The sequence below is a fragment of the Microbispora rosea genome, from assembly GCF_900156315.1.
In the GTDB taxonomy this organism is placed as follows: domain Bacteria; phylum Actinomycetota; class Actinomycetes; order Streptosporangiales; family Streptosporangiaceae; genus Microbispora; species Microbispora rosea.
Genome location: NZ_FTNI01000023.1, coordinates 71,419 through 88,737, shown reverse-complemented (window position 1 = coordinate 88,737; position 17,319 = coordinate 71,419). Strand labels below are relative to the sequence as shown.

General features: G+C 71.4%; 18 protein-coding genes. 12 read left to right on the top strand and 6 right to left on the bottom strand.

Going from position 1 to position 17,319, the window contains the following annotated elements; translation table 11 throughout:
• The first annotated feature begins 48 nt into the window (after positions 1–48).
• Positions 49–1,182 carry an epoxide hydrolase family protein gene (locus BXA11_RS28425; RefSeq protein ID WP_076439459.1) on the top strand — a complete coding sequence of 378 codons (1,134 nt, stop codon included), beginning with the start codon at positions 49–51 and terminating at the stop codon, positions 1,180–1,182.
• A 121-nt stretch (positions 1,183–1,303) separates the two neighbouring features.
• The gene (locus BXA11_RS28420; protein WP_239105184.1) at positions 1,304–2,359 is read left to right on the top strand and encodes a hypothetical protein; all 1,056 of its coding nucleotides are present in this window, start codon (positions 1,304–1,306) and stop codon (positions 2,357–2,359) included.
• A 28-nt stretch (positions 2,360–2,387) separates the two neighbouring features.
• Here the strand turns inward: BXA11_RS28420 and BXA11_RS28415 are convergent, their stop codons facing one another.
• Together BXA11_RS28415 and BXA11_RS28410 are read right to left on the bottom strand one after the other, a co-directional pair.
• Positions 2,388–3,908 (bottom strand): multicopper oxidase family protein, encoded by a 1,521-nt coding sequence (locus tag BXA11_RS28415; RefSeq protein ID WP_076439455.1) that lies wholly within the window; start codon positions 3,906–3,908, stop codon positions 2,388–2,390.
• Positions 3,905–4,312, bottom strand: coding sequence for a hypothetical protein (locus BXA11_RS28410; protein ID WP_076439454.1), 408 nt, complete (start codon positions 4,310–4,312; stop codon positions 3,905–3,907). Before BXA11_RS28410 ends, BXA11_RS28415 begins: the two co-directional genes overlap by 4 nt.
• On the opposite strand from BXA11_RS28410, the gene BXA11_RS43340 reads away from it, so the two are divergent.
• Genes BXA11_RS43340 through BXA11_RS28400 form a run of 3 tightly spaced genes read left to right on the top strand, consistent with a single transcriptional unit; the run spans position 4,311 to position 6,278 of the window.
• Positions 4,311–4,478 (top strand): hypothetical protein, encoded by a 168-nt coding sequence (locus BXA11_RS43340; protein ID WP_159454850.1) that lies wholly within the window; start codon positions 4,311–4,313, stop codon positions 4,476–4,478. The two genes, BXA11_RS28410 and BXA11_RS43340, sit on opposite strands and share 2 nt — an antisense overlap.
• A 10-nt stretch (positions 4,479–4,488) precedes the next feature.
• Complete coding sequence (locus tag BXA11_RS28405; protein ID WP_083744647.1) at positions 4,489–5,619, top strand: sensor histidine kinase; 1,131 nt, start codon at positions 4,489–4,491, stop codon at positions 5,617–5,619.
• A complete protein-coding gene (locus tag BXA11_RS28400) occupies positions 5,616–6,278 on the top strand; it encodes a response regulator (protein ID WP_076439451.1) in 663 nt (220 codons plus the stop codon). Before BXA11_RS28405 ends, BXA11_RS28400 begins: the two co-directional genes overlap by 4 nt.
• 204 nt (positions 6,279–6,482) lie before the next feature.
• On the opposite strand, the gene BXA11_RS28395 is transcribed toward BXA11_RS28400, so the two are convergent.
• Together BXA11_RS28395 and BXA11_RS28390 are read right to left on the bottom strand one after the other, a co-directional pair.
• Positions 6,483–6,917, bottom strand: coding sequence for a CBS domain-containing protein (locus tag BXA11_RS28395; protein ID WP_076439449.1), 435 nt, complete (start codon positions 6,915–6,917; stop codon positions 6,483–6,485).
• 51 nt (positions 6,918–6,968) lie between these two features.
• Complete coding sequence (locus BXA11_RS28390; protein ID WP_030509159.1) at positions 6,969–7,343, bottom strand: hypothetical protein; 375 nt, start codon at positions 7,341–7,343, stop codon at positions 6,969–6,971.
• Positions 7,344–7,431: 88 nt separating this feature from the next.
• On the opposite strand from BXA11_RS28390, the gene lhgO reads away from it, so the two are divergent.
• From lhgO to BXA11_RS28370, 4 genes are all read left to right on the top strand, one after another.
• On the top strand, positions 7,432–8,616 hold the full coding sequence (gene lhgO, locus BXA11_RS28385; protein WP_076439447.1) for an L-2-hydroxyglutarate oxidase: 1,185 nt from the start codon (positions 7,432–7,434) through the stop codon (positions 8,614–8,616).
• Between the two features lie 18 nt (positions 8,617–8,634).
• Positions 8,635–9,357, top strand: a complete 723-nt coding sequence (locus BXA11_RS28380) for a response regulator transcription factor (protein ID WP_030509157.1) — start codon at positions 8,635–8,637, stop codon at positions 9,355–9,357.
• A 3-nt stretch (positions 9,358–9,360) separates the two neighbouring features.
• Positions 9,361–10,755 carry a sensor histidine kinase gene (locus BXA11_RS28375; protein ID WP_275409738.1) on the top strand — a complete coding sequence of 465 codons (1,395 nt, stop codon included), beginning with the start codon at positions 9,361–9,363 and terminating at the stop codon, positions 10,753–10,755.
• A 62-nt stretch (positions 10,756–10,817) separates the two neighbouring features.
• Positions 10,818–11,189: a hypothetical protein gene (locus tag BXA11_RS28370; protein WP_076439547.1), complete on the top strand. Its 372-nt coding sequence runs from the start codon at positions 10,818–10,820 to the stop codon at positions 11,187–11,189.
• Between the two features lie 288 nt (positions 11,190–11,477).
• On the opposite strand, the gene BXA11_RS44040 is transcribed toward BXA11_RS28370, so the two are convergent.
• Together BXA11_RS44040 and BXA11_RS28360 are read right to left on the bottom strand one after the other, a co-directional pair.
• Complete coding sequence (locus BXA11_RS44040) at positions 11,478–12,047, bottom strand: PIN domain-containing protein (protein WP_204053909.1); 570 nt, start codon at positions 12,045–12,047, stop codon at positions 11,478–11,480.
• 16 nt (positions 12,048–12,063) lie between these two features.
• Positions 12,064–13,926 carry an efflux RND transporter periplasmic adaptor subunit gene (locus tag BXA11_RS28360; RefSeq protein ID WP_076439446.1) on the bottom strand — a complete coding sequence of 621 codons (1,863 nt, stop codon included), beginning with the start codon at positions 13,924–13,926 and terminating at the stop codon, positions 12,064–12,066.
• Between the two features lie 145 nt (positions 13,927–14,071).
• Here BXA11_RS28360 and BXA11_RS28355 point away from each other — a divergent pair, with 145 nt between their 5' ends.
• The 3 genes from BXA11_RS28355 (at position 14,072) to BXA11_RS28345 (ending at position 17,312) form a co-directional block, all read left to right on the top strand.
• Positions 14,072–15,235 (top strand): efflux RND transporter periplasmic adaptor subunit, encoded by a 1,164-nt coding sequence (locus BXA11_RS28355; RefSeq protein ID WP_076439545.1) that lies wholly within the window; start codon positions 14,072–14,074, stop codon positions 15,233–15,235.
• Between the two features lie 62 nt (positions 15,236–15,297).
• The gene (locus tag BXA11_RS28350; RefSeq protein ID WP_030509151.1) at positions 15,298–16,032 is read left to right on the top strand and encodes an ABC transporter ATP-binding protein; all 735 of its coding nucleotides are present in this window, start codon (positions 15,298–15,300) and stop codon (positions 16,030–16,032) included.
• A complete protein-coding gene (locus BXA11_RS28345) occupies positions 16,029–17,312 on the top strand; it encodes an ABC transporter permease (RefSeq protein ID WP_076439443.1) in 1,284 nt (427 codons plus the stop codon). Before BXA11_RS28350 ends, BXA11_RS28345 begins: the two co-directional genes overlap by 4 nt.
• The last annotated feature ends 7 nt before the right edge of the window (positions 17,313–17,319 follow it).

The window sequence follows — 17,319 nt, the reverse complement described above, 5'->3', positions numbered from 1 at the left end:
GTCACTTCAGGACAGAAGCTGTCCGGAAGGGTGCGTAATGTCGGCGTCATGAGCGAGAACACGCAGATCACGCCCGAAATCGCGTCGCAGATCAGGCCTTTCCGCATCGACGTCCCGCAGGCCGACCTCGACGACCTGAAGGACCGGCTCGGCCGGACCCGCTGGCCCGACGAGATCCCGGAAAGCGGCTGGGAGTACGGCGTGCCGGTCGCGTACGTGAAGCGGCTGGCCGAGTATTGGCGCGACGGGTACGACTGGCGCGCCCACGAGGCCGAGATCAACCGGTATCCGCAGTTCATCACCGAGATCGACGGGCAGGACATCCACTTCCTGCACGTGCGGTCGCCGCACGAGGACGCCTTTCCGCTGATTCTCACCCACGGCTGGCCGGGCTCGATCGTGGAGTACCTCAAGGTCGTCGAACCGCTGACGAACCCCGAGGACCCGGCGCAGGCGTTCCACCTGGTGATCCCGTCGCTGCCCGGCTTCGGCTTCTCCGGCCCGACGAGGGAGCGGGGCTGGAACCGGTTCCGTACGGCCCGGGCGTGGGCGGAGCTCATGCGCAGGCTCGGCTACGGCCGGTACGGCGCGGTGGGCAACGACGGCGGCTCGTTCGTCTCGCCCGAGGTGGGCCGGGTGGACCCCGAGCACGTCGCCGGCGTCCACGTGACGCAGATCTACTCCTTCCCCTCCGGCGACCCGGCGGAGATGGCGAACCTCACCGACGAGGAGCGGAAGGGCCTGGAGGTGCTGCAGTGGTTCTACGAGAACAAGATGTCGTTCAACATGGTCCACTCGCAGCAGCCGCAGACGCTGTCGTACGGGATCTTCGACTCGCCCGCCGGGCTGCTGGGCTGGAACGCCCAGTTGTTCGGTGAGGACGTCGACGACGACTTCATCCTGACCAACACGATGCTCTACTGGGCGACCGGCACCGCCACCTCGGCCACGCGGTTCTACTACGAGGACGCGCGCGCCGAGCATCCCAAGGAGCCGACGACGGTCCCGATCGGCCTGGCGATGTTCGAGGGCGACTTCGTGTCGATGCGCACCTTCGCCGAGCGCGATCACAAGAACATCGTCCACTGGCGGTCCTACGACGGGGGCGGTCACTACGCCGCCCACCTGCGGCCGGACGTGCTCGCCGCCGACCTGCGCGACTTCTACGCGGCCCTGCGGTGACAGGCCGCCCGCATACCCGCTCCTGACCGATTCCGGGACGGCCGGGGCATGTCGCCCCACCGCACGCGGGACGGGCATCGGGAATGATGGCCGCATGGGGAGCATGACGGGGCGAACGCGGATGAGCAGGATTCCGCGGGCCGCCCTGGCTCTCCTCGCGGTCGCGGGCACCGGCACGGTGCTCCCGGCGACGACGACAGCGGCCCGGGCGGCCACGGCGACGACCACGACGGCGGCCTGGGCGGACGACCGGGAGCGGCTGCTGTTCCGGATCAGGGACGAGCGTGTCGGCGAGTCGAGCGGCCTCGCCGTCTCGCCCACCCACAAGGGCATCGTCTACACGCACAACGACAGCGGCAACGGACCCCAGATCTACGCCGTCGGCCCGGACGGCCGCACCCGGGCGACCTTCACGATCGGCAACGCCGAGGCCAGGGACTGGGAGGGCATCGCGGCCTCCACCGACCGCGCGACCGGGCGCGGCGTGCTGTGGATCGCCGACATCGGGGACAACATGGACGGCGCCTGGCCGGACGTGTCGGTCTACAAGGTCGTCGAGCCCAGGACGATGGAGGACGCCACGCTGCGGGCCGTCCGGTATCGCTTCCGCTACGCCGACGGCCCCCGCAACGCCGAGGGGGTGATGGTCGATCCCCGTGCGGGCCGGCTGTACGTCGTCAGCAAGGAGTTCTCCGGGGGCGTCTACGCCGCTCCCGCGAAGCTGCGCACCGACAAGGTGAACGTCCTGCGCCGGGTGGGGTCCGCCCCCCTCATGGCCACCGACGCGGCGTACGCGCCCGACGGGTCGAGCTTCGTCATCCGCACGTACTTCTCGGCGTCCGTCTACCGCTCGCCCGGCACGCTGATCGCGCATGTGACGATGCCGCCGCTGCGCCAGGCCGAGTCGATCGCGTACACGCGGGACGGCACGGCCCTGCTCACCGGGAGCGAGGGGAAGGACAGCCCGGTCTACCGGGTGCCGCTGCCCGCCGCCGCCCGGCCGGCTCCGTCGCCCACGCCGGCCCGGGCCTCCGCCCGGCCGAGGGCGGTCAAGGCGACGAGCGGGGCGGCCGCCGGGGACGGAGTCCTCGCCGTGCCGATGCCGGTGTTATGGCTGGCGGTCGCTGTCGGGGCGATCGGGATCATCGCGTTCGTCGCCTACCGCACGGGCCGCTGAAGGCCTTCACCGCGGCCGCCGAGGACCGTCAGACGACCTCGAAATCGGCCATCATCGCCATGTCCTCGTGCTCCAGGTTGTGGCAGTGCAGCATGTAGCGCCCCCGGTAGCCCTCGAAACGGACCAGGACGTCGACGACCTCGTAGGGCCGCACGTCCACCGTGTCCTTCCAGCCGGCGTCGGTCGCCGCCGCCGGCCCGCCGTTCCGTGAGAGCACCCGGAATCGAGCCAGGTGGACGTGCACAGGGTGATGGAAGTCGCTGGTGAACCTCCAGATCTCGCTGGTGTCCAGACGAGGGGTGGCCAGTGGCCGCCCCGGCCGGAAGCGCCGTCCGTTGATCGTCCAGGACCCGCCGCCCCTCTGACCCGTACGGCGGAAGTCGAAGACGCGGGTGGCGACCGCCGTGGGGACCGGCCCGGCCGGTGACAGCCGCTTCGGGATCACGCTGTCGTCGGCGGCTCCGCGCCGCACACGGAACCGCATGACATCGCGTGCGGCGCCCGCGCCCAAGGTGTTGACCATGGTCACCTCGGTGCCGGCGGGACGGCCGGAGAAGTCCACGATGACATCGAAGCGTTCTCCCGGGGAGATGGTGATCGCGTCGTGCGCCAGGGGAGCGGTAAGCAGCCCCTGATCGCTGCCGACCTGCACGAACCGGCCGCCGGGAGTCAACCGCAGCCGGAAACGGCGTGCGTTCGAGGCATTGAGCAGTCGCAGGCGATATCGGACCGCGTCGACCTCGAGGAAAGGCCAGGGCGCGCCGTTGACCAGGATGACATCGCCCTCGACTCCCGCCATGAAGGCGTCGTCCACCCCCGGGCGCATCAGCAGGGTCGGATCGAGGGACGGATAGCGGAAGGAGCCGTCCTCCTCGAACGCCCTGTCACAGATCATCAGAGGGATGTCCCGCTCACCCTTCGGCAACGGCAGCGCGTCGTCCTCGTCGTCGCGAACCACGAGAAAACCGGCCAGGCCACGCCACACCTGCGGCGCGGTGAAGTCCATCCGATGGTCGTGGTACCAGAGTGTGGCGGCACGCTGCTCCAGCGGATACACGTAGTCCCTGGCCGCCTCGTGCAAGGTCCACTGCGACAGGTCGTCGTGAGAGTGATCGCCCTGGGGCGGGCGGAATCCCCGTCCCTCGGCGATCACCACGTCCGTGGGGTAGCCGTCGGACTGGGACGGGGTGACTCCTCCGTGCAGGTGCGTCGAGGTGGGCACGGGCAGCTCGTTGCGGACCCGGATGACGGTGCGGCCGCCGGAGTCCAGGTGGAAGGTCGGCCCGGGGAACGTGCCGTCGTAGCCCCAGATCTCGGTCGTGGTGCCGGGGATGATCTCCACCTTGGCCGCGCGCTGGACGACCTCGTAATGGCCGGGCCGTACGGGAACGGCGGTCGCGGGGATCGGGAGCGGCACGGTGAACCGGGCGGGCAACGGCAACGCGCTCGTCAGGCTCTCACCGGCCACCTCGGGTGCCAGGGCGCCGCAGCCGGCGACGGTGAGGCCGGCCCCGCCGAGCAGCCCGAGGAAACCGCGACGGGAGATCATCGCGTCACCCGCCAGACCAGGACGGTCAGTATGGTCGTGGCGCCGAAAACGGCCATGCCGAGCGGGAAGTGCACTGCCAGGACGCGCTCCTGCCCGGCCACGACCTGAAGGGTTTCGGCGGCCACGAGCCCGGCCGCGGCCAGGGCGGGCCACGCCGGTCCGCGCGCCGGTCGCCACAGCAGGATCGAGGCCAGCAGCTGGAGGTAGAGCGTGACATGCGTGAATCCGGCGTTGGTGCGATGCCAGGCGAGCATGTCCACGTCACCGGTGACGAACAGTCCGGCAAGGACGGCTTGTGCGAGCACGCCGAACAGGTGCAGCACGGCGGCCGACCGCAGCGGCCGGACGATCCAGCCGGGCGCACGGCCGGGGTCGGCCCGCGGCGGAACAGGTGAGACGCTCATGCCCGGCATGCTGCTGCGCATCGAGCGGAAGATCGTCAGACTGGGGTCGGCGCTCCGCCGTACATCCCAGGGTGTAGGGCACGGCCACGCGGAGCACGAGTACGACCAGGGATGCAGGCGCCGGGTCATCCGCAGGCGGGTGGGCCCGGCCTGCGTCGTGGCTTAGCGTGACAGGCGTGCACCCCTGGAAGACCGATGCGCTGATCACGGTGGCCATGCTCACGCTCGGCGTCGCGGGCACCTATGGCGGGTTGTCCAGCTCGGGCCTGACGGAGGGGCCACTGGACGCGCCCGGCCTGGCGCTGATCGTTGTGTCGTCTCTGGTGCTCGCCTGGCGGCGTGCCGCTCCCGTGCCGGTCGGCGTGGTCGCGGTGGGGTGCGCCGTCGCCTACTACGGCGCGCGTTACCCGGGCATCTTCGCCGCCGGGCCCGCCCTGATCGCGACCTACACGGCGGCCACTCTGGGGCGGCGCCGCCTGGCGATCGGTCTTGCCGCGGCACTGGCTTCCGGCATCGCCGTTCCGGTCGCCCTGGCCGACACCGACCCCGAACCCGGTGGCCTCAGTCTGCTCAGCGGCTGGCTGGTCGCGATGGTGGTGCTCGGCGAGGTGACCAAGAACCGGCGCGCCTACCTCGGAGAGGTCGAGCAACGGGCGATCCAGGCCGAACTCACCAAGGAGGAGGCCGCGCTGCGCAGGGCGGGAGAGGAGCGCCTGTGGATCGCCCAAGAGCTCCACGACACGCTCACACACACCATCTCCGTCATCAACGTCCAGACCTCCGTCGCCTTACAGACTTTGGAGCGGGATCCGGCCCTGACCCGTCAGGCGCTGCTCGCGGTCAAGGATTCCGGCAAGGAGGCGATGCACGAGCTGCGCGCCACGCTGGGCGTCCTGCGCCAGGCCGATCCCGACGGCTCGGAGGTGGGGCTGGCCAGGCTGCCCCGGCTGGTGGACCGGGCCGAAGCGGCAGGGCTGCCGGTCACGACGCTGACCATCGGCACGCGCGGGGAGGTGCCCCCGGAGGTCGACCGGGCCGCCTACCGCATCGTGCAGGAGGCGTTCACCAACGTGCTGCGGCACGCCGGGGCCGCCTCCGTCACCGTGACGATCGAGTACGCGACTCAGATGCTCAAGCTGAGCGTCGAGGACAACGGACAGACCACGACAGGGACAGCGGAGAACGGGATGGGGCTGATCGGAATGCGCGAGCGCGCGGTCGCTCTCGGCGGCTCGCTCACAGCCGGGCCGCGACCGGGGGGAGGCTTCGCCGTACGGGCCGAACTGCCGACGGCGGCCGCGCCGTGATCCGGGTGCTGCTGGCCGACGACCAGCCACTGATCCGCGCCGGTTTCCGCGCACTGCTGGAGATGGCCGGGGACGTCACGGTCGTCGCGGAAGCCGGCAACGGCGGCGAGGCCGTCGAGTTGTGCCGTGCCCTGCGCCCAGACGTGGCGTTGCTGGACGTACGGATGCCGCTGCTGGACGGCATCCAGGCCACGAGGAGAATCGGCGCCGACCCGGAGCTCGACTCGGTGCGCGTGGTCATCCTCACCAACTACGCCCTCGACGAGTACGTCTTCGCCGCCCTGCGTGCCGGGGCCAGCGGATTCCTGGTCAAGGACATCGAACCGGCCGACCTGCTGCAGTCGGTGCGGGTGGCGGCCGGCGGCGAGGCGCTGTTGTCCCCCTCGGTCACCAGGCGGCTGATCGAGGAGTACGTCTCCACCCCGCCCAGGCCCGTGCCGGGACCCGGCCTCGACCGGCTGACCGACCGGGAGCGCGAGGTCCTGTCGCTGGTGGCGACGGGGATGTCCAACGAGGAGATCGCCGGCCACCTGACGATCAGCCACGCCACCGTCAAGACCCACGTCAGCAGGATGCTCGCCAAGCTGGGCGCTCGTGATCGCGCCCAGCTGGTCGTGCACGCCTACGAGTCCGGGCTCGTCACGCCGGGACGTCGCTAGCGGTGCGCGGCCGGCGCCCGCCGGCCCAGGGCGCCCGATCCCACCACAGTGCCCGATCCCACTGTGGAGGAGGCGGTCCGGAACTTGCGCGGCCCGGCGCGAGCGCTCCTCCCCGGCGCCCGCCGGCCACGCCGCGGGAACGGGGCATGCGGAGGGCCGGGCCGCCGTTCCCGGCGACACCCGGCCCGAAGATCGCCGCGAGAGTCAGCTCCGCGCGTAGATGCGGTGCACGAACTCCGCGAGCTTGCTGTCGGGTAGCTCCTTGGCCAGGTCGGCCTCGGTGATCATCCCGACGATGCGATGGTTGTCGATCACCGGCATGCGCTTGATCTGGTGCTCCTCCATCTTCGCCAGGGCGTCCTCGACGCTGGCGCCGGCGTCGACCCAGACGAGACCGCGGGCGAGCTCGCTCGCCGTGGTCTGGTCGAGATCCCTGCCTTCGGCGCAGCACTTGATCACGATGTCGCGGTCGGTGATGATGCCCTTGAGCCGGTCGTCGTCCCCGCAGATGGGAAGGGCGCCGACGCTCATGTCCCGCATCATCTCCGCGGCCCTGCGCAGGCTCTCGTGCTCGCCGATGCATTCGGCGCCCTCGTGCATGACCTGGCCGGCGGTCTTGGTCGGTCCCTCTGTGGTCATGGCTAACCCCCGATTCCCTCTTTATGAGTGATATGCCCCATATGTCCGGATTTAAGAGCGTGGTCGCAGGCGAGGGAGGAAGTGCTCGCCGCGCAGGGCCCGTTCCACGAGCGCGACCGACTCGGCCAGCCGTACGAGCCGGGGGCCTTCCTGGCGGTAGGCGTCCAGGACGGCCTCGATCGCGTGCGGGGGCAGATGCTCCTTCAGGTCCACCGCCGCCCCCCGGTATCCCTCCCTGGCCGCCTGGATCGAGGCCGCCACCTGCTGGCGGGCCATCCGGGCGAGCGCGAGCGGGTGCCGGCGCAGCACGCCGTACGCGCGGTAGTCGGGGGGCACCGCGTCGAGCAGCCACGACACGGCCGAGACCTCCCAGTCGGGGCTGCCAGGAGGGCGCACCTCCGGTGGCCAGCCGGGTGGCACGTACACGCCGCCATCGTACCGAACACAGGTTCGATCACCGTGGAGCGGCTCCGGCTGAGACAATGTCCGGCATGCTGTCGACAACCACGCGGACATGAGGATCGGGATCGTCGGCGCCGGGATCCTCGGTCTGGCCGTGGCCCGGCAGATGGCGCGGGCGGGTGCCGAGGTGACCGTCCTGGAGAAGGAGTCCCGGATCGCCGCCCACCAGACCGGGCACAACAGCGGGGTCGTGCACGCCGGGATCTACTACCAGCCCGGCTCGCTCAAGGCGACCCTGTGCCGGGAGGGCGCCGCCATGCTGCGCGAGTACTGCGCCGAGCACGGCCTGCCGTACGACGAGGCGGGCAAGCTCGTCGTGGCCTCCACCCGGGCCGAACTGCCCGGACTGCGCCGCATCGCCGAGCGGGCCAGGGAGAACGGCGTGCCCGGCATCGCCGAGCTCGACGCGATCGGCCTGCGGGAGGTGGAGCCGCACGCGGTCGGGGTCGCCGCCGTCCACTCACCGCACACCGCGATCACCGACTTCTCCGCCGTCGCGCGCCGCCTCGCCGCCGACCTGGCCGAGGCCGGCGGGTCCGTACGGCTCTCGCGTCCCGTGCGCGCGATCAGGCAGACCACCGACGGCGTGGCGGTGGCGGCCGGGCCGGAGAGGCTCACCTTCGACCGGCTGGTCTCCTGCGCCGGCCTCGGCACCGACCACGTGGCGGACCTGGCGCGAGCCGGGGGCGACGTGCGGATCGTCCCGTTCCGCGGTGAGTACTACCGGCTCGCCGGCCCGGCACGCGGCCTGGTGAAAGGGCTCATCTATCCCGTGCCCGACCCCCGCTACCCCTTCCTCGGCGTTCACCTGACCCGCAGGATCGACGGGGAGGTGCTGGTCGGGCCCAACGCCGTGCCCGCGCTCGCCCTGGAGGGCTACTCCTGGCGGTCGGCGTCGCTGCGCGACCTGCGGCGGATCGTCGCCTGGCCGGGCGCCCGGCGCATGGCGGCCGAGCACTGGCGCACCGGCCTGCGTGAGGTCTACGGCTCGCTGGTCAAGCGGGCCTTCGTGGCCGCCGCCCGGCGGTATGTGCCCGAGCTGGCCCCGGCCGACCTCGTACGCGCCCAGGGCGGCGTGCGGGCCCAGGCCGTGGCGCGGGACGGCAGGCTGCTCGACGACTTCGTCATCGACGTCCGCGGGCGGATCGTGCTGGTGCGGAACGCGCCCTCGCCTGCGGCGACGAGCAGCCTGGCGATCGCGCGGCACATCGCTTTAACGGTTCCCTTAACTTTCTAGGTCTAGAGTGCTGCCGCCATGGTCGTTGAATCTCCCGAAGCCCGGCTGCTGATCGTCGAGGACGAGCCGAACATCCTCGAGCTGCTCGCGGCCAGCCTGCGGTATGCCGGATTCGAGGTCCACACCGCATCCAACGGCGGCGAAGCGGTGGCCGCGGCTCAGCGGCACCGGCCGGACCTGATCGTGCTCGACGTCATGCTGCCCGACATGGACGGGTTCGACATCCTGCGCAGGCTGCGCAGCGGTGGAACCCTCACCCCTGTGGTCTTCCTCACCGCGCGGGACGCCACCGAGGACAAGATCCGGGGCCTGACGCTCGGCGGCGACGACTACGTGACCAAGCCGTTCAGCCTCGAGGAGGTCGTCGCCCGGATCCGGGCCGTGCTGCGCCGCACCGCCGGAGACCCGATGATCACCCCGCCGCGGCTGACCTTCGCCGACATCGAACTGGACGAGGAGTCCCACGAGGTCTGGCGCGGCGGCCGGGCCGTACCCCTGTCGCCGACGGAGTTCAAGCTGCTGCGTTATTTCATGTGCAACGCCGGCCGGGTGCTGTCCAAGGCCCAGATCCTCGACCACGTGTGGGACTACGACTTCCGCGGCGACGCCGGGATCGTCGAGTCGTACGTCTCGGTGTTGCGCCGCAAGCTCGACAACGCCCACTCCCGGCGTCACCCCCGGCTCATCCACACGCTGCGCGGCGTCGGCTACGTCATGCGGACACCACCCAGCGGCGCCTGAGCCGTGTCGGGGCGCACGCCGCTGCGGATCCGGCTCAGCGCGGCCATGCTCGCGCTGGTCGCGGTCGCCCTCGCGGTCATCGGCGTGGGCAGCGTCTCGGTGCTGCGCGACTACCTGGTCACCCGGGTCGACTGGAAGGTCGCCGTGCTGGCACACGAGGCGGAAAGACGGCTCGACCGGGGCCCGGGGGCGTTCCCGCAGCTCAGGGTGCTGCCCGAGGGCCGGGTCGAGATCCGCGACGGCGCCGGCAGGACGTTGCTCGCGCAGGCGGGCGTAAGCGTGGAGTCCCTGCCGGGGCCCGGCGCCGTGACCTCCCGCGCCCCCGTGACGGTGCCGGCGCTGTCGGGTGACGGAAAGTGGCGGGCCCGGGTGGTGCCCGTGGAGGGCTTCGGCACGGTCGTCGTCGCGGTGGACATGGCCTCGGTCGGGCAGATCACCGGCCGGCTCGCTCTCATCGAGGCGCTGGTCGGCGGCGCCCTGATGGTCCTGCTCGCCGTCGTCGGCGTCGTGATCGTACGGCGCAGCCTGCGGCCCCTGGCGGAAATCGAGGCGACCGCGGAGGCCATCGCCCGGGGGAACCTCGGCAGCCGGGTCCCCGACCGCGACCCGCGCACCGAAGTCGGGCGGCTCGCCCGTTCGCTGAACGGCATGCTCGCCCAGATCGAGGCGGCGTTCGAGGCCCGGGCGGCGTCCGAGGCCGCGGCCAGGGAGTCGGAGGCGCGCATGCGCCGCTTCGTGGCCGACGCCTCGCACGAACTGCGTACGCCGCTCACCTCGATCAGGGGCTTCGCCGAGTTCCACCGGCAGGTGCCGGACGCCGACGCCACGCGCCTGCTGTCGCGCATCGAGAGCGAGGCGGCCCGCATGGGCCTGCTGGTGGACGACCTCCTGCTGCTCGCCCGGCTCGACCAGCAGCGCCCGCTGCGTACGCAGCCCGTGGACCTGCTGGCCCTGGCGGCCGACGCGGTGCACGACGCCAGGACCCTCTGTCCCGACCGCGACGTGTCGCTGGTGGTCGAGGGGGACGTGGCGCTGATCGTCTCGGGAGACGAGGTGCGGCTGAGGCAGGTCCTGGGCAACCTGATGAGCAACGCCACGATCCACACGCCCGAGGGAACGCCGATCACCGTGCGTGCCGGCAGCCTGGACGGCGCGGCGTTCATCGAGGTGGCCGACAAGGGGCCCGGTCTCACACCCGAGCAGGCGGCCCGGGTCTTCGAGCGGTTCTACCGTGCCGACCCCTCCCGTACGAGGCCGGCCGGCGGCAGCGGCCTCGGGCTCGCGATCGTGGAGTCCCTCGTCCGGGCCCACGGCGGCGAGGTCGGCGTGAAGACGGCCCCCGGCGCCGGCGCCACCTTCCGGGTCATCCTCCCCCTCGCCCCGGAAACCCGCACCTGACCGCTGTTTTCCGTTTGACGCACGCGCCCTCGGCGGTGGAGCTTGGGGGGCGGGAGGTGCGCATGGCGATTCCCCGGAAGGGTTCACGGCTCATCACGGTCGACGGCGTCGCCTACCGGTGGCGGATCCGCCGCAAGCCCACATATGGGCAAGCGATCGGCGAGGGGTCACTGTCCTTTGCGATCGAGCTCGCGGAAGGGCCCGGCCTGGTTCTCCTCGTGTCGCTCCCCTTCTCCCTACCGGATGTCTGGGTGGGAGAGCGAACGATGGCCGTACGGCCGGCGCTCGTGGCGGAGGCCGTCCGGATGGCTCTGGGCCAAGGCTGGGACCCCCGCCAGGCGGGCCGCGCCTTCGACCTCGACGTCACCGAGGACGATCTGGTGGCAATGCTGGGCGGACCGCCCGTCTACGAAGTCCCCTTCGCCCGCCGGTGACAGCCTCCCGCACTTGGTGATCCGACGCATCGTCGCCGCACTGGGTTCGGCGGGGCATGCGCTGCCGGCGGTCCCGCGATCAGTCCAGGGTGTAGTTGGTGGGGTCCTTGACCTGGTCGTAAGACTCAGCGTTCAGCCAGTGACACCAAAGGTTCATGCCAGAGATCGACAAGCGCCTGTTGTGCATGTTGTCTCCGCTCCAGGCCGCTACCTCGACACGCGGGCCCCCTGATGACCGTAATGAAGCAACTACTTCCAGGGCTGGCTTGAGGTCGGTATCGGTCGACATCAAGATCCCGACGTCGTACTCCTTCTCGATGCCAGCCGCACGAAGTCGACTGCCAGCGCGACGTCAATACCCTTCTCCTGCGGCTTTTCGCCGGAACGCTCGGGCCATCCGTACGGATAGCGAAGGGTGCGGAGGGCGGTCACCACCCGATCGCTGCGTTCCCACGCGGCGACTTGCCGTGTGCAGGCTCCGTAACCCTTGGGATCCTTGGTCGAGTCGGGCCTGCCGCGATAGACCCTTACCTGAGCCAGTTCGCGGTCGTAGGGGCTGCTGCGGACTAGATGTTGTCCAAGCGCAAGCGGGGATACCTGCCCGGCTGTGTGGGGAGGATGCAATTGTGAGTAGAAGCAGCTGCGGGCGCCCTTGTAGACGTTCTGATAGTCGATGAACAGAATGAGGCGATCTGTCACTTTGCCCCGCAACGAATAATCCCCGCCAGTCCGGGCGATGCCCGGACGGCGGGGAGCAGTGATTTCTTTATACGAGAGCGAGGACAGTGTCAACTCGCCCGGAAAACATGTGACCTCGTCTTTGCTCGGCAGTTGCGCGGTGACCGTGCTGGACGGCATATGGGCTGCCGAGGGGTCAGCGGGCGGCGGGGAAGCCTTCGTCGGGGAAGGCGGTGGAGGCGCCGGGCAGCACGACCTGGTCGCCTTCCGAGAGGCCGCCGGTGATCTCCACGTAACTGTCGCCGCGTACGCCGACCTGGACCGTCCGCCGGGACCGGGTCCCTCCGTCGGCCACCGTGACCACGGCCGTGCCGTCGCCCTGGGCGCGTACGGCCTGGGAGGGGACGTAGAGCGCGTCGGCCGCCTCGCCGGTCGTCACCCGCACGGTGGCGCTCTGGCCCAGCAGCAGCCGGGCGGGGCGTTTGTTCAGGACGATCGTCACGCCGTAACGCACCAGGCGGTTGCTGGTGGTCGCGGTCGGGTCGATGTGGGCGACCGTTCCCGGATACTCCTGCCCCGGTTGTGCGGGCAGCGTCACGGTGGCCGCCTGACCGACTTTGAGGAAGCGGATGTCCGACTCGGTGAACATCGCCTGCACCTGCAGGTCGTCGAGGTCGCCGAGGGTGATGAACGTGCCCGACGTGTAGCGGGAGCCGGCGGTCCCTGCGACGGACAGGATCGTGCCGTCCGCCGGAGCCTTGATCCTCACACCGTCGAGCGCCTCCTTGGCCTCGGCCAGTTCGGTCGTCGCCTGGCTGACCTGCGCCTCGGCCTGTGCCTCGGTGAGCCGGGCGCCGCCTCCCTGGCCCCCCTGGCGGCCCTGAGCGCCCTGACCCGCCTGGCCCCCGCCGAAGCCCGCACGTCCCTGCGCGCCGCCGAACCCTGCACGTCCCTGCGCGCCGCCGCCCTGCCCCTGCCCGGGCTGTCCCTGAGAGTTCTGTCCCTGGTTCTGTCCGTGGCCGCCCTGGCCGGGTGCGCAGGCGGAGGAACCGCTGGAGGAGGGGCTCGGCGTGGCGGACGGCTGCGGCGCCGGTGGTGTGGGCGGGATCGAGACGCTCACCTCGGGGTTCGGCGCGCTCGCGCCGTCCGTGGGGGCCGGACGGTGCGTCTTGGACGGATGCGGGTGCGGGCGTGCCGTGGCCGTCGGGGCCGGACTGGGCTGGGGTGTGGAGCCGCCGTGGGCACCACCCCGGTACGCCACGAGCGCGATGCTCGCTGCGCTCGCGCCCTTGTTCACCGCGGCGTCCGCCGGCCAATTCGAAGGCCGGGCGGTCGGGGAAGGCCGCGACGAGGGCTGCGAGGAGGGGCGCGTGGACCCCTGTCCGGAAGGCCGGACGGAGGGGGTCGGGCACGAGACAGGGCCGCCGCCGCCAATCCCGCCCGCGTGGCCCGAGCCGGAGCCGCCGCCGGAGCCGCCCGCGTTCCCCGCTCCGGAGACGCCTCTGGCCCCATTCGCGTTTCCCGCCCCCGCGCCCGTCGTGCCGCCGGGGTTCCGGGCCATGCCGCCGGTGGACGCGCCCGCGCCGGAGCCGCCGCCTGAGCCGCCGCTGGTTCCGCCGCCTGAGCCGCCGGAGGTGCGGGCTCCGGAGCCACCCGCGCTCGGGGCCGCGGCTCCGCTCCCGGCGGCGGTGCCGTTCTGGACGTCGTCGAGGGTCTCCTTGGCGGCGGCGAGGGCGGCCTTCGCGGCCTCGTAGTTCTCCGTGGCGATGGTGTCGTCGATCCGGGCGAGGACCTTGCCGCGGCGGACCTTCTGGCCCACCTTGACGTAGATCTTCTCGACCGTGCCCTCCGCTCCGAACGCGAGATCGCGCACTCCGGTGTCGATCGTGTTGCCGGCGGCCGACACGTACGACGCGACCGTGCCCCGCTTGACCGAGGCGAGCGCTATCCGGTCGGCCACGGAGGTGTCGCCGCCGGTGGCGGAGATCACGGCGACGCTCGCGATGACGATCCCCGCCAGCGCGAGCCCTCCGACGCTGAGGGGAGTGCTCGATCTCATGGCGGACATCCTGCTGACGTCACGTGACCGGTGGCTTGGCCGTACCTGAGAGTTGTCTGTAAATGCGGGTCCTGACGAGGACTGTCAGCAAACCCTCAGCATCGGCCTAGGTTGCCCGAAGCGGGGTTTGCCATGGTTCGACGTCGTGAAGCTGTCGACGAAGCGCAGGACACTGATCATCAACGGTGTCCTGGTGGTACTGCTGCTCGGCGGGATCGCGGCGGCCTGGGCGTCCGTGGGAGGCGACTCCTCCGGGAACGGCGCCGCACCGCTGACGACCCGGGTGACCCGCGGGACCGTGCTCGCCTCGGTATCGGCCTCCGGTTCCGTCGAGAGCGCCAGGACGCGCGCCCTCGATTTCGCCGCGAACGGCACCGTCGAGTCCGTCCTGGTCGAGAGCGGCGACAAGGTCAAGAAGGGTCAGGTGCTCGCGCGCATCGACGACACGGCCGCCAGGGAGAGCCTGGAGGCGGCCCAGGCGAGCCTGGACGCCGCCGAGGAGGCGGACACCTCGACCGCCTCGGGCTACTCGCAGTACATCAACGCGAGGAACGCCTACCGATCGGCCAAGCGGGCTCTGGCGGGCACGGTGATCAAGGCGCCCTTCGCCGCGGTCGTCACGGCGGTCAACGGGGCCGTGGGCGGCTCCTCGGGCGCGTCCGGCGGATCCGGCGGGTCCTCCCAGGGCGGCCAGGGGCAGTCGCAGAGCGGCTCCTCGGCCTCCGCCGGCACCGGCAAGTCCAGCGGCTTCATCGAGATCGCCGACCCCGCCCACCTGCGGATCGTGGGGAACTTCACCGAGGCCGACGTCGGCAGGATCAAGGTCGGCCAGGCGGCGACCGTGTCCTTCGACGCTCTCCCCGGAGTCACCGCCGCCGGCAAGGTGACGGTGGTCGACCCGCAGCCGCAGACGAACAACAACGTCGTCCAGTACGCCGTGACGATCTCGCTGACCGACGTGCCGTCCACCGTACGGCTCGGGCAGACGGCCACGGCCCAGGTGGCCGTGGGTAAGGCCGACGACGTGCTCACGGTGGCCTCCTCGGCGGTCACGACGGCGGGCGGCCAGACCACGGTGACCGTGCTGGAGAACGGCAGGCAGGTCGTCAAGCGGGTGGAGGTCGGCCTGAAGGGCGACACCACCACCGAGATCAAGTCGGGACTCCAGGAGGGCGACCAGGTGGTGCGGCCACAGGCGTCGACGACCGGTGAAGGCGGCGGCATCCAGTTCCCCGGCGGCGGAGGCGGGTTCGGCCGCGGCTTCGGTGGCGGCGGCGGTGGTGGCGGCGGCCGCGGAGGCAGCCGATGAGGGCCGGCCCGCCGCCGGTGCCCGGCCGCGCTGTTCCCGGCCGCCCTGCTTCCGGCCTCCCTGTGCTCGACCCCCCTGTGCTCGATCTGGACCACGTCACCAAGGTGTACGGCGAGGGCGAGACCGCGGTGCGCGCGCTACGCGGCGTGTCGCTCAGGGTGGAGCGCGGCGACTACGTGGCGATCATGGGCGCTTCCGGCTCCGGCAAGTCCACGCTGATGAACATCATCGGCTGCCTCGACGTCCCGTCCGGCGGGACCTACCACCTCGACGGCACCGACGTCGGCGGGCTCGACGAACGGCGGCTCGCGATCGTCCGCAACCGCAAACTCGGCTTCGTCTTCCAGTCCTTCAACCTCATCCCCCGGATGAGCGCGCTCACCAACGTCGAGCTTCCCCTGGCGTACGGCGGGGTCAAGGCCGCGGAGCGGCGCCGCAGGGCGCTGGCCGCGCTCGACCGGGTCGGGCTCGCCGACCGCGTCCACCACCAGCCCAACGAGCTGTCCGGAGGCCAGCAGCAGCGGGTGGCGGTGGCCCGCGCGCTCGTCACCGCGCCGACCCTGCTGCTGGCCGACGAGCCCACGGGCGCTCTCGACAGCAAGTCCAGCGAGGACGTCATGAACATCTTCGACCGCCTCAGTGCGAGCGGCCGGACCCTGGTCGTCATCACGCACGAGGAGGAGGTCGCCGCGCACGCCAAACGGGTCGTCCGCCTCATGGACGGCCGGATCGTGGAGGACGTGCGCACCACGCCGGTCGGCGGGCTGCCCCCGCGGCTCGCGGGGGTGGCCTCGTGAACGCGGTGGAGGTGCTGAGGTTCGCCCTGCGCGGCCTGTCCGCCAACAAGATGCGCAGCGCGCTCACCATGCTCGGCATCCTGATCGGCGTCGCCGCAGTGATCCTGCTGGTCGCCATCGGCGAAGGGTCCTCCCGGCAGATCCAGCAGAACATCCAGCGGCTCGGGGCCAACTCGCTGACCATCACGCCCTCCACCTCGGGTGGCGGGGGCGGCCCCGGCGGCGGGTTCGCCCGCGCCTTCGGCGGGGGAGGCCGCGGCCAGGCCGGACAGCAGAACAGCGGCCCGCGCACCCAGGCGAAGGACCTGACCGTCGAGGACGCGCGGGCGCTGGCCGACCCGGCGAGCGCCCCCTCGGTCAAGAGCGTCTCGCCCGTCGTGACGGCCCAGTCCCAGACCGCGACGTACGAGGGGGCGAGCCACGCGATCAGCCAGCTCGTGGGCACCTACCCGAGCTACTTCGAGACGTCCAACAAGCCGGTGGCCAAGGGCGCGTACTTCTACAACGACGACGTGCTCGCCGCGCGCAAGGTCGTGGTGATCGGGCAGACGGTGGCCGACGACCTGTTCGGCACGGTCGATCCCCTCGGCAAGCAGATCACCGTGTCGGGCGTGCCGTTCACCGTCGTGGGAGTGCTCAAGGAGGCCGGCTCGTCCGGATTCCAGGACGCCGACGACGTGGCGATCGCCCCGCTGCCCGCCGTGCAGCAGAGCCTGACCGGATTCGGGCCGCTGGGACAGATCCTCGTCCAGGCCAAGAGCGCCGAGGCGGTGGACGCCGCGCAGACCGAGGTCACCGAGGTGCTCAACCAGCGGCACGGCATCACCGGCTCGGCGAGCGCCGACTATCGCATCCTCAACCAGGCGACCCTGCAGGAGACGGTCAGCGCGGCGACCGGGACGTTCACGGTCCTGCTCGGCGCGGTGGCCGCGATCAGCCTGCTCGTCGGCGGCATCGGCATCACCAACATCATGCTCGTCACGGTCACCGAGCGGACCAGGGAGATCGGCATCCGCAAGGCGATCGGCGCGCCCAAGGGCGCGATCCTCGGCCAGTTCCTCGCCGAGGCGACGATGCTCAGCCTCGTCGGCGGCCTGCTGGGTGTGCTGATCGCCGTGGTCGGCGCCCAGTTCACCATCGCGGGCGTGCAGCCGGTGATCGTCCCCACGTCGATCGTGCTGGCGCTCGGCGTCTCGGTCGCGATCGGCCTGTTCTTCGGCAGTTATCCCGCCAACCGTGCCGCCGGGCTGCGGCCGATCGAAGCCCTCCGCTTCGAGTGATGGCCGG